Raw genomic sequence first — 11,467 nt, forward strand, 5'->3', positions numbered from 1 at the left:
TTTCTCCGGCTGCGATGCCCAGAAAATCGGGAAGAAAGGGCTCAAAAGGGGATGAACCAAACAGGATTCTGGGAAAGCTGCCTCGGCGAAGTTGCCACAAATCTTTGCCCTTTTTTACTTCAAGCAAAAATAACAAACTGCCACAATGAAAAAAGACAGTTTCCGCAACAGGGCAAATCGGTCGGGCATGGAAAGCCACCAGGATCTGCCGGTGGAGGTTCGACAGGTAACGGTAACCGAGAAACAGCAGGGATCCCGGCTGGATCGAGGCTTGGCGGAGCAACTCCCCGATTTGTCTCGCTCGCGCCTGCAACAGCTCATTCGGGCGGGGCAGGTTTGGCTGAATGGGAAGCCCTGCCTGGATAAAAATCGCGCCTTGCAAACGGGGGATCGGATTGAGGTGCGGATCCCGGCGGTTACCCCTTCGAGACTGGAGCCGGAGCGGATCCCGCTGGACATTCTCTACGAAGATGACGACCTGATTGTGCTCAACAAACCCCGCGATCTGGTAGTGCATCCGGCTCCCGGCCATCCCAGCGGCACACTGGTTCACGCGCTGCTGGCCCATTGTCCCCGCCTGTCGGGCATCAACGGCGAACAGCGTCCGGGCATTGTGCATCGCCTCGACAAAGACACCACCGGCGCGCTGGTGATCGCCAAACACGATCAAGCCCACCAGCATCTGCAAGCCCAAATTCAAGCCAAAACTGCCCGGCGCCTCTATTTGGGGGTGGTGTTCGGTCGTCCGGCTCAAAGTCAGGGCACCGTCTCTGCCCCCATTGGGAGGCACCCGGTGGATCGGCAAAAGATGGCCGTCCTGCCCCCCGGCCAAGGGCGAGTGGCGGTAACCCACTGGCAAGTGTTGGAGCGGCTGGGCAACTACACCCTGATGCAGTTTGAGCTGGAGACCGGGCGCACCCATCAAATTCGGGTGCATGCTGCCCACATGCGCCTACCCATTGTCGGGGATCCCCTCTACACCCAGAGCAAAACCAGCCCTGTCAAACTGAGCGGCCAAGCCCTTCACGCTTGGAAACTTTCCTTCATCCACCCGCGCAGCGGCCAGCCGATGCACTTTACTGCCCCCCTTCCTGAGGAGTTCGAGCGGCTCCTGCGGCAATTGCGCAGCCAAGTCAGATGAAGCGTCGCCGTGGCCGTTCCCACCTTGCAGAGGGATCCCCCTGATTCCATCCGACGGGATCCAGGTTGCTCCCTGCGCCCAAAAGGTTTCAATCTTCAGCAAACCTTTAGAGAAGTCGGAAGCGCTTTTGCCGGGTGAGTTGTTTAGAATGCGCTCATCCTCACCAAAGTAAGCAATGCTACGTCAGCTAGAGCGGGTTTTGAAGCTGGATATGTTGCTGCGCTCCGGGCAGAGGCAGACAGCCTCTTCGCTGGCCAAAGCTCTGGAAGTGAGCGAACGAACGGTTAGGGCGGACATCAGCTTCTTGAAAGACCGCTTTCAAGCTCCCATCAAAACCAACCGCGAAAAAGGATATCACTACACCGATCTGGAATGGCGGTTGCCGACAATATCTCTCACCAAAGGGGAACTGTTTGCCTTAACACTGGGGGCCAGAATGCTGGAAGCCTATGCGGGATCCGCCTATGCCCCACAGTTGCGCTCGGCGATTGGGCGGCTGGCTCAACGGCTCCCAGAGCAGGAATGGCTGGATCTACAGCAGGTGGCCGATGACCGGCTCATTTTTCGCGCAGGAGCAGAAACCCATCTGGATTGGGAGATTTGGCAGCAGTTGGAGGATGCCTGTCGGGAAAAAAGGCGAGTGTGGATGCGCTACCGCACCGCCAGTCGGGGCGATCAAGTGTCGGAACGAGAGCTGGATCCCTATCTGTTGCACATCTACCGGGGGACGAATCCCTATGTCATCGGCTGGTGCCACAAAAGACAGGAAGTGCGCTGGTTTCGAGTAGACAGGATCCTGGCTCTCAAAACCTTGCCGCAAACTTTTGAGATCGATCCCAATTTTGATCCCAAAGCCCATATGGCGATGATTTTTCAACATGAGGCGGGTGGGATCCCTCGGCAGGTGGGGATTTGGTTTGACGCCCAGACAGCCCCCTTTATTCGGGAGCGGCGCTGGCATCCGACCCAGGTGATTGAAGAACAGCCCGATGGATCCCTAATTCTGCGCATGACGGTGCGGGGGATGAACGATGTGAAGCGCTGGGTATTGGGCTATGGCAGAGGGGCCAAAGTGTTGGATCCGCCGGAATTGGTGGACATGATGCGGCAGGAGATCCGCGATATGAGCCAGCAGTACATCGACGAGGAGGTATCCCCATGAACGAACCCCGGTTTTGGGCCAAGACCGGACAGGGGCAGTTCCGAGACAATGGCCAACCTCTGTATCATCCAGTCCTCTGTCACCTGGCGGACACAGCCGCCGTGGCCATGGAGATCGTGAAAACGTACCTCAGCCCGGTTGCTCGCCGGCAGCTATCGGCAGGTTTGGGGCTGGAAGGGGATCCCTTGGTGCGCTTCTGCGGCTTTATGGCTGGGTGTCATGACCTGGGCAAAGTCAGTCCTGCTTTTCAATTTCAAGTTAGCGAAGTGGGAAAAGCCCTGGTGGGAGCCAATCTCTACGATCTGTGGCGCAGCTATCCCACTACCGGACAAGAAACACCTCATGGAACTGTTACCGCTGCAACCCTACCCGGCTTTTTGGAAGAGCTTGGCCTGCAAAAGAAACTGGCCCGAAGGTTAGCAGAAATTGTGGGTGGTCATCATGGCTTTTTTCCGACATCCCAGGATATTCAAAGTCTTTTCTCAGATGATGTCGGTCGAGGAGTTTGGATCCCATTTCGTCGGGAGATCTTTAGACAATTGCGAGATTTTGTTGGGTTGAGGACAGAGGAGCTCCCCGACCGCTGCAACAATGCTGCTGCCATGATGTTAGCCGGCCTGACAACGGTTTCCGACTGGATTGCTTCCAACTCTGAGAGTTTCCCCTACGCCAACGACGAACCCTTTGAGGCTTATGCCCCAGGGTTAGCCGAAAAAGCCCAACAAGCCTTGAAAGCCCAAGGTTGGGTCGCGCCCACCACAGGTGCCCCTCTTGCTTTTGAGACGCTCTTCGACTTCATCACCAAGCCTCGACCCCTGCAAATGGCAGCCATTGACCTAAGGGACAAGCTAGCCCCACCCTGTCTGGTCATGGTGGAAGCCTCAATGGGGGAAGGCAAAACCGAAGCAGCGCTCTACCTGGCAGATCACCTGCAGCATCAAACCGGAACCGGCGGTTTCTACATTGGCTTGCCTACCCAAGCGACCAGCAATGCCATGTTCGAGCGCGTCAGGCCATTTTTGCAAAAGCGCTATCCCAATGCTGTAGTGAACCTTACCCTCAGCCATGGGGCAGCGGCTCTCAAAGAAGATTACCTAGATACCGTCTGTCGCCTAGAGCAGGTTTGCGACCAGGAGGGCAAGGGGGTTTTCGCCAGCGAGTGGCATACGGCCCGCAAGCGGACGTTGCTCAGTGCCTACGGCGTGGGCACCCTTGACCAAGCTTTGATGGGGGCAGTACAAGCACGCCACCAGTTTGTCCGCCTATTTGGTTTGGCGGGGCGCACGATTATCCTAGACGAGATCCACGCCTACGACCTCTACACGAGCACCCTGCTGGAGCGGTTTTTGGAATGGGCAGCAGTACTGGGATCCCCGGTGATTGCCCTTTCCGCTACCCTGCCTGTCAGCACCCGCCAGCGACTACTGGCTGCCTACGCCAGAGGCTGCAATCAACCCCCGCCCAATCTCCCTGCTGCCAGCTATCCCCGCATTACGATTTTTGCCTCTGGAGAAGCCCTAGCTCAGCCTTTTAAACCCTCAGATCATGTGCGCCGAAAATTAGGGATCCGTTGGGTCAAAGATGATCGGTGGCCTGAAGAACTCTCGCAAGTGCTGTCTGAATCGGGTGGATGCGTTGCCGTTATCTGCTCAACAGTGAATCGCGCCCAAGAAGTTTTTCAGCGTCTCCAGAAGCATTTTCCGCCAGAGGAGCTGGGCCTATTTCACGGGCGCTTTTTGTTCAAGGATCGAGAAGAGATTGAAAAAGAATGCCTGGAGAAGTTTGGCAAAAACGGCTACTGCCGCCCTTCTCGATTCGTTCTGGTAGCAACCCAGGTTATTGAGCAAAGCCTAGACGTGGACTTTGACTTAATGATCAGCGATTTGGCTCCTGTTGATCTTCTTTTACAACGCTCTGGGCGGCTGCACCGCCACCAACGAGACAAGCGGCCATCTGAGTTGGCTGCCCCTTGTTTATGGATTGTAGAGCCAGCCTTAACCGGCGAGGGCAAAGCTGACTTTCAAGAAAGCGGACACATCTACGATCGCCACATTCTTCTGCGCAGTTGGCTGGCTTTGCGACAGCGCTACCATGTACAACTGCCTGAGGAAATCGATGCTCTGATCGAGTCAGTATATGATCTGGAAATACCTGCCCCCGAAGAACTGGAGACAATTCATGCTGAGGATTGGCTTGCCTCTTTGGAAAAGTATAAAACTGAAGAGGAAGATGCCAAAAGAGCTCAGGCCAATGAGGTGAAGATTCCACCACCCTATTCTGATGCAAAACTTGACCACTTCACTCGGCTGAAAAAAGAGGATGACGAAAGTACCATCGCAGCCGTCACCCGGCTTGGCCAGCCTTCTGTAGCAACAATCTTCCTACAAAAAGATGAGACTGGTTTAGTTTTTCCTGGCACTCAAGAGCAGGTGGATCTCGAAAAAGAGCCTAGTCTAGCTATGATTCGCAAGCTGCTGGCCTACAGCGCCCGCATTTCCTCTAGCTGGGAACTTGTGAAGAAGCTGCGATCTCAAGAGAACCCCAAAACTTGGACATCTGCCTTGTTGCGCAACTGTCGCTATGTTGTTTTGAATGCCAAAGGGTGGGCTCAAGTGGACAACTGGCGACTGCGGTTGGATCCCAAGCTTGGAGTCACAATCGAGAAGATTAACAGCTAGCCCCTGGGAGAAATCTATGACAACTCAATCCTTTAACCTCACAACAGAAAAGTGGATCCCTGTGATTGACCGTGATTTTCAGATGCAGGAGCTGTCTTTGATTGAATTATTTAAACAGTGGGAAAGTTTACGAGAAATTCGGGGAGATAATCCCCCTACAACCTTGGCACTCTATCGTTTCCTATTGGCAATTATGCATCAAGCCTATCAGGGGCCAAGGGATACAGATCACTGGAATGATATTTTTCAAGACAATGCTCGGAAAGTCATCGACTATCTACAAAGTAAGCAAGATCGTTTCGACCTTCTTGATTCTAGTCGTCCTTTCATGCAGGATACAGCTCTAACTCTAGAAAAAGCTGTACCTGTCTACGCAATCCATACTATGAGCACATCTGAGGTATTCTCTCATGAGCATGAATGGAGTGGCTATAGCATTTCCTTAGCAGAAGCTGCTCGACTGCTGGTGCGCCTACAGGGGGTGGATATTACCAGCCTAAGAGCTTTTTATGTGGGGCAAGATAGCGGCAATCGATCTGCCGTAAACACTCCAACGATTAATGCTGCCAATGTTCTCCTCAGGGGAAAGAGCTTAAAAGAGACACTGATGTTAAATTTAATGCAGTACAGTCCAGAGAATGAGATACCCAGCGCGGTATCTGGAGAAGATCTACCTACTTGGGAAACTGAAACTGGCTACAGTGGCCAACCTAAAAAAGAGATTCCCAAAGGATACATTCACTATCTAACTTTTCCCTGGCGGAGGCTGCGGCTATTTTTAGAGGTTGCAGAGATGGGGCGAGTGAAACAACTGGCCATCACCATGGGTAATTCCTTACCCGATAATGTAGAGGCTCGACAGTGGGAATGTGGCATTGCCTATCGAGAAGGAAAGCCAGTGCGTCTATCTCTGCACAGACAGTTGTGGCGCGATGCGGACAGTTTTCTCTTGACGGCTGACAAGCAAACTCGTCCCCGGATTGTAGATTGGTTGGCTGAACTCAGATCAGAAGAAATGATTAGTGATACAGTTGTATTTGAAATATTGGGCATGAGTGCCGATCAGGCTAAACCTCTGGGATGGAGCTCAGTTCGATTCTCAGCTCCAATTCAATTTGTTACAGACTTAGAACTGGCACAAAGCCTAAAAAGTGCTATTGCAATTGCTGAGAGTCATCAACAAATTTTTCGCTCTTTCAAAGGTAGTCCCTACTTTTCCATGGCAGAAGTCCTCAAAAATGGGGAGCCCGAGAAACTAGCCAATGCCCTAGATGGAGAATCTCGTTACTGGGCAGATCTCGATCGCGCCTTTCCAGAGCTGCTGTATGCTTTGCCTCAAGATAGCCAAACTGGATCTGATGGGATCACTCGCTACGGATCCAAGACCTTACCTGCCTGGACTCAAACCGTCCAAACTGCTGCCCTCCAAGCCTTTATCGAATCTATAGAACCTATTCGCAACTACCAGGCTAGGGCCGCAGCCCTGCAGATTTTGGAGCGGAAACTGGCAGATCTCCGCCTCAGCCCGACGGAAAGGAAAGCCCAAAACCAAAAAGCCACAAAGAAAAATCAAAGGAAAGAGCAAGCTGTTTCTAAGCAGGAGACTAAGTCATGACCGGAGTCCAGACTTTATCACACAATCGACTGGAGCGGGCAACAAGGTTTTTACAAGCAATTCAGGAGCGCGTCAAAAACGACAACGGCACAAGAGCCGCCTTTAAGCGGGCACTCTCTGGCGAAGCTTACCATTTGTGGAAGGTTTACCCCTTTGTACTGCCCTATTTGGAAGGCATCCCCGAATGGCAACAGGATATCTGGATTTTTGTGGCTTGCCTCTCGGTTTACCATGACCAAGACGTGGAGCCAGACCCCAGAAACTTTGCAAAAAGCTGTCGTGAACTGCAAGACAGCGCTGAACCCTCCAAAGGCCCAGAGAAAAGATTTAAGTCTCTTCTTGAGGCAGAGCTTGACTACATTCAATACCCAATTACAGCTTTGGTGCGACAAATGAAAAGCAAAAGTGATAGGAAGATTTTCGTCCACTACCCAACGCTAATCGCTGACCTTTGCTTATGGAATCATCCTAATCAAATTGTTCAGGACAGATGGGCTAGAACCTTTTGGCAAATATCTTCTTCTGAATCTGAAGGGAAAAAGGAGGTTGACGATGCAACTTCTGAGGCAATTGATGAGGTCGAAACCGATATGTAAGAAGCGAAAGCCAAACTAAAACAGCTTCGTTCCTAGCTAGATCATCGAGAATCTTCGGATCCCATAACTCAAAGGAGAAGTCACCATGCAACGAAACAAAGAGAAAGAAACCATGCGACTGGAAATTCACCTGATCCAAAGTTTCTGCCCTGCCAACCTCAACCGAGATGAAAATGGAATGCCTAAGTCTACGGTATTCGGTGGTCGTCCTCGGGCGCGGATTTCTAGCCAGTGCCAAAAACGAGCGGTGCGACTTTATTATCAACAATACTCAGATGTGAGTGCAGATCAGTTTGCTTGTCGCTCTCGTTTGTGGCTGCCCAACCTGAAAGCATTACTTGTCCAGAAAGAGATTTCTGAAGAGAAGGCTGAATTGGCAGCTAAGCTAGCCTTGAAGCATTTGGGAGCAGAGGAAGACCCGAAAAAGCCCGGTAAAACAAAAACAATTCTATTTTTAGGTTATACAGAGCTGGAGGCCATTGCCAATGTCCTAGTTAAAAACTGGGGAGTTGTTTCTCCTGGTCTAGCCGGGAATAATCGAGAGCTGCCCAAAGAGATTGCCAAAGCCATCGAAAGAGCTCTGACCGATACAGGCAAGCCGGGCGACGTGGCTTTGTTTGGTCGTATGATGGCCTCGCTGCCTGCAGTAAATGTTGATGCTGCTGTTCAAGTGGCCCATGCAATTAGCGTCAATGTCTTGCAACAAGAGTTTGATTTCTTTACAGCCGTAGATGATCTGAGTGGCAGTGACGATACCGGAGCCGATCACATGGGTGAGACTGGGTATAACAGCTCGACTTACTATCGCTTTGCTGTTCTGGATAAAGAACAGTTGATTCATAACTTGGGAGGAACTGAGCATCTGGGATCCATTGTCAAAGCTTTTGCTACGGCCTTTGTTCATGCTGTTCCCAGCGGACATCAAAATGGGTTTGCGGCTCACACTCGGCCTGCACTGGTGATGTTGGTAGTTCGGAAAGGTCAGCCTATTTCCTTGGTGGATGCTTTCGAAGATCCAGTTGCTCCCAAAGCAGGATTGAGCTTGCTGGAAAATGCCGTTAAGGCTCTGGATACTCACTGGGGAGAGCTTATCAAGATGTATGGGGAACCTGATGTGAAGTATAGGGGGGTTGTCACTCTCGATAGGCTGTCCAGCAGATTAAGCGTGCTCAAACCCAGCCAGGAAGGTTCTGTTGAGAGTCTTATACAGAAAGCTCTTGAAGCTCTTGATGTTGTTGGTAGCGGTCAGGAGGGTTAGAACCATGTCTACGCTCCTAATGCGATTGCGTGCTCCCATGATGAGTTGGGGCGACCACAGCCAGTTCGACTATCGCGATAGCCGTCGTGAGCCCACCAAGTCTGCCGTAATCGGGATCCTCTGTGCCGCGCTGGGCCGTCCTCGCTGGGAACCTGTCGGTGATCTGGCTGCTCTCAAAATGGGGGTGCGAGTCAATAAAGAAGGGATCCTGCGCAAGGATTTCCACACGGTGCAAAACAACATGCACGATAGGAATAAGGCTAAAACTACCATCAGCGAGCGCTACTACGTAGCAGATGGCGATTACTTGGTGGGACTGGAAGGGGATCCCGATTTACTCAGAGCTTTGGATCAGGCTCTTGAAAGACCCCGCTGGCAACTGTTCTTGGGCCGAAAAAGCTTTATTCCAAGCCGCTCTGTGCGAATAGGAGTTGTGGAGCAACCTTTGCTGGAAGCTTTGCGCCAGCATCCTTACGAGTGTTCCAGACGTGAGAAGCATCCATCTCAACTTCGTTTTGTGTTGGAAGTCTCAGATAGCTTGGATATTCGTCAGGATGTACCTTTGAGCTGGCAGCCGCGGCGTTTCGGTCGTCGAGCCGTTAAGACAGAATACTATGCACTCCCGGAGGCAATATGTATCTTTCCCGGCTAGTTCTCAACGAACGACAACTCTTAGTGCAAAGGGATCTCAGCAATTCTCATGCTTTGCATCAGCGAATTATGCATGGTTTTCCTGATCAGCCTACCCAAACTCCTCGATCCGATTGGTGCATTCTCTATCGTCAAGAACCGGATGGCTACACTATTTTGGTACAGTCTGCGATTCAACCCGATTGGTCTCGCCTGCCAAAGGGCTATGTCCAAAGGGATCCAGAGGTGAAAACCTTTGACCTGACAGCAGAAGTTCTGGCCAAGGGAAAGTGCTTTCGGTTTCGCCTGCGGGCAAATCCCAGCAAGCGAGACAAGAAGACCCACAAGATTGTCGGATTTTTTCGCTTTGCGGATCAACTGGAGTGGTTATGTCGTCAGGGCCAGCGGCATGGATTTGAGGTGTTAGCTGCAGAAGGGATCCCATCGCCCAACATCTTTGGGATCAAAAAGGAGATCCCTGGGCCAGTCCGCATATACACTGTGTTGTTCCAGGGCATATTGCGAGTAACCGATGCCGAGGTTTTGGTTAAAGCGGTGCAGCAAGGGATTGGACGAGGCCGCTCTTACGGCTGTGGGCTCTTGTCCTTGAGTAAAATCAGCCACTCTGCCTTTTAGAAGAGAATCTGTATGGAGAACAAGCCAGTTACGACAAGTCTACGATCTATTCCAAAGGTTCGAGACAGCATTAGCTATGTCTATGTAGAACGATGCCGTATTGAACAGGATGCCAGGGCTGTTGCTGTTTTGCAGGAAGATGGAAGGTATGTGATCCCTTGCGCCAGTTTGACAGCGTTGATGCTAGGCCCCGGAGCTGTAATTACTCATGCCGCCATCAAGAACTTGGCAGATGGCCTATGTTCAGTTCAGTGGGTTGGTGAAGATGGACTGCGCTTTTATGCCAGTGGATCCCATCCTTCCAGTAGTGTGGAAAGGCTCTACCACCAGGCCAAGTTATGGGCAGATCCAGCTCAGCACCTGGAAGTGGTTCGGCGTATGTATGCGTTTCGATTTACCGAACCTTTGAAGGATGGACTGACTCTTGAGCAGATCCGCGGCCTAGAAGGGGTGCGAGTGCGAACGGTTTACAATCGATTAAGCAAAGAAATGGGGGTGAAATGGAGAGGTCGAGACTACAAACCCAAAAAATGGGAGCACTCCGATCCGGTTAACAGAGCTCTTTCTGCTGCTAATGCCTGTCTATACTCTGTTTGTCAATCGGCCCTAAATGCTGTGGGCTACTCAACTGCATTGGGGTTTATTCACGTGGGCAAACCCTTATCTTTCGTTTATGATGTCGCAGATCTCTACAAGACAGAGATTACAATTCCTGCTGCTTTTAAGGCCGCATCCGAAGCACACTCAAATCTTGAGTCGAGAACCAGGCGACTATGTCGGGAGAAGTTTGCAGAATATCGGTTGATGCAAAGAATTGTAGATGATGTTGACACAATTCTAGGTTTTAGAAATACCAAGGACGAGGCTGACTTTGTGGGATCCCTTTGGGATGACAAGAAAGGATCTGTTGAGGGAGGAGTGAGCTACGGAGAGGAATTAGATGAGGAAACGTCGGTCTGATGGTGGTTTTTATCTTGGAAAGCGTCCCAGCCAGCTTGAGGGGCGATCTGAGCCGCTGGCTGTTTGAAGTAAAAGCAGGGGTGTTTGTCGGTCGAGTCTCAGCCCTGGTTCGAGAAGAACTGTGGGCGCGAGTGACCAGCAAAATAGGCAATGGCTCAGCGCTAATGATCTACTCCACCAACTCGGAGCAGGGATTTTGGGCTAAAAGCATCGGGGATCCCTCACGGCAGCTAGTAGACATAGAAGGGGTGCTGCTGGTCAAAACCTACTAAAATCAGCAAAATTGGAAGTGTTGTCCCCACACACGTGGGGGTGAACCGGTAGAGCAGCCCAGAAAGGCAGCACGATTGATGGTTGTCCCCACACACGTGGGGGTGAACCGAAGAAGAAGCGGTGGTGCCCGCGAGTGGAATCTACGTTGTCCCCACACACGTGGGGGTGAACCAGGCAGAGTGACTACTGGTGACTACCGGGTGACGTTGTCCCCACACACGTGGGGGTGAACCGATGACTTGAAGAGTAACTTGAAGAACTTGAAGAGTTGTCCCCACACACGTGGGGGTGAACCGCACTCCACCGGTACTAATAAACCTCAGCTTGTACGTTGTCCCCACACACGTGGGGGTGAACCGCCGGCAAAGTCTTCAAGAGGGAGTGGCTGCAGAGTTGTCCCCACACACGTGGGGGTGAACCGCCAGACTTGTCTACGGCGAACTAGGTCGTGTTGATCTTATGTTAGGATAGAGAGAATAATTTATAGAGGAAAGAGGATGAAGTTGGTTTTTTTAGAT

General features: G+C 51.7%; 10 protein-coding genes and 1 CRISPR repeat array. All 10 genes read left to right on the forward strand.

The window, feature by feature from the left end:
* Positions 1–187: 187 nt before the first annotated feature.
* The 10 genes from NW842_RS08990 to cas2e all read left to right on the forward strand — a co-directional run bounded on the left by NW842_RS08990 (position 188) and on the right by cas2e (position 10,948).
* Positions 188–1,141 carry an RluA family pseudouridine synthase gene (locus NW842_RS08990; RefSeq protein WP_414417890.1) on the forward strand — a complete coding sequence of 318 codons (954 nt, stop codon included), beginning with the start codon at positions 188–190 and terminating at the stop codon, positions 1,139–1,141.
* A gap of 175 nt (positions 1,142–1,316) precedes the next feature.
* A complete protein-coding gene (locus NW842_RS08995) occupies positions 1,317–2,303 on the forward strand; it encodes a helix-turn-helix transcriptional regulator (protein WP_414356242.1) in 987 nt (328 codons plus the stop codon).
* Positions 2,300–4,981: a CRISPR-associated helicase Cas3' gene (gene cas3 / locus NW842_RS09000; RefSeq protein WP_414417891.1), complete on the forward strand. Its 2,682-nt coding sequence runs from the start codon at positions 2,300–2,302 to the stop codon at positions 4,979–4,981. The genes NW842_RS08995 and cas3 overlap by 4 nt, the downstream gene beginning before the upstream one ends.
* A 16-nt stretch (positions 4,982–4,997) precedes the next feature.
* Positions 4,998–6,596, forward strand: coding sequence for a type I-E CRISPR-associated protein Cse1/CasA (casA, locus tag NW842_RS09005; RefSeq protein WP_414356238.1), 1,599 nt, complete (start codon positions 4,998–5,000; stop codon positions 6,594–6,596).
* Positions 6,593–7,192 (forward strand): type I-E CRISPR-associated protein Cse2/CasB, encoded by a 600-nt coding sequence (gene casB / locus NW842_RS09010; RefSeq protein ID WP_414356235.1) that lies wholly within the window; start codon positions 6,593–6,595, stop codon positions 7,190–7,192. The genes casA and casB overlap by 4 nt, the downstream gene beginning before the upstream one ends.
* A gap of 85 nt (positions 7,193–7,277) precedes the next feature.
* Complete coding sequence (gene cas7e / locus NW842_RS09015; RefSeq protein ID WP_414417892.1) at positions 7,278–8,450, forward strand: type I-E CRISPR-associated protein Cas7/Cse4/CasC; 1,173 nt, start codon at positions 7,278–7,280, stop codon at positions 8,448–8,450.
* 4 nt (positions 8,451–8,454) lie between these two features.
* On the forward strand, positions 8,455–9,102 hold the full coding sequence (cas5e, locus tag NW842_RS09020; RefSeq protein WP_414356230.1) for a type I-E CRISPR-associated protein Cas5/CasD: 648 nt from the start codon (positions 8,455–8,457) through the stop codon (positions 9,100–9,102).
* Positions 9,084–9,716, forward strand: coding sequence for a type I-E CRISPR-associated protein Cas6/Cse3/CasE (gene cas6e, locus NW842_RS09025; RefSeq protein ID WP_414417893.1), 633 nt, complete (start codon positions 9,084–9,086; stop codon positions 9,714–9,716). The genes cas5e and cas6e overlap by 19 nt, the downstream gene beginning before the upstream one ends.
* 12 nt (positions 9,717–9,728) lie before the next feature.
* Complete coding sequence (gene cas1e / locus NW842_RS09030) at positions 9,729–10,676, forward strand: type I-E CRISPR-associated endonuclease Cas1e (protein ID WP_414356226.1); 948 nt, start codon at positions 9,729–9,731, stop codon at positions 10,674–10,676.
* Complete coding sequence (cas2e, locus tag NW842_RS09035; RefSeq protein WP_414356224.1) at positions 10,676–10,948, forward strand: type I-E CRISPR-associated endoribonuclease Cas2e; 273 nt, start codon at positions 10,676–10,678, stop codon at positions 10,946–10,948. The genes cas1e and cas2e overlap by 1 nt, the downstream gene beginning before the upstream one ends.
* A gap of 19 nt (positions 10,949–10,967) precedes the next feature.
* Positions 10,968–11,370: direct repeats of the CRISPR family, unit length 29 nt; unit sequence GTTGTCCCCACACACGTGGGGGTGAACCG.
* Positions 11,371–11,467 lie beyond the last annotated feature (97 nt).

This window comes from Synechococcus sp. R55.4 (genome assembly GCF_047461935.1).
In the GTDB taxonomy this organism is placed as follows: Bacteria; Cyanobacteriota; Cyanobacteriia; order Thermostichales; family Thermostichaceae; genus Thermostichus.

Bases quoted from the DNA above. Each gene is read 5' to 3' on its own strand.
- cas3 (WP_414417891.1), top strand. From the start codon at position 2,300: ATGAACGAACCCCGGTTTTGGGCCAAGACCGGACAGGGGCAGTTCCGA.
- cas6e (WP_414417893.1), top strand. From the start codon at position 9,084: ATGTATCTTTCCCGGCTAGTTCTCAACGAACGACAACTCTTAGTGCAA.
- NW842_RS08990 (WP_414417890.1), top strand. From the start codon at position 188: ATGGAAAGCCACCAGGATCTGCCGGTGGAGGTTCGACAGGTAACGGTA.
- casB (WP_414356235.1), top strand. From the start codon at position 6,593: ATGACCGGAGTCCAGACTTTATCACACAATCGACTGGAGCGGGCAACA.
- cas2e (WP_414356224.1), top strand. From the start codon at position 10,676: ATGGTGGTTTTTATCTTGGAAAGCGTCCCAGCCAGCTTGAGGGGCGAT.
- NW842_RS08995 (WP_414356242.1), top strand. From the start codon at position 1,317: ATGCTACGTCAGCTAGAGCGGGTTTTGAAGCTGGATATGTTGCTGCGC.
- cas1e (WP_414356226.1), top strand. From the start codon at position 9,729: ATGGAGAACAAGCCAGTTACGACAAGTCTACGATCTATTCCAAAGGTT.
- cas7e (WP_414417892.1), top strand. From the start codon at position 7,278: ATGCAACGAAACAAAGAGAAAGAAACCATGCGACTGGAAATTCACCTG.
- cas5e (WP_414356230.1), top strand. From the start codon at position 8,455: ATGTCTACGCTCCTAATGCGATTGCGTGCTCCCATGATGAGTTGGGGC.
- casA (WP_414356238.1), top strand. From the start codon at position 4,998: ATGACAACTCAATCCTTTAACCTCACAACAGAAAAGTGGATCCCTGTG.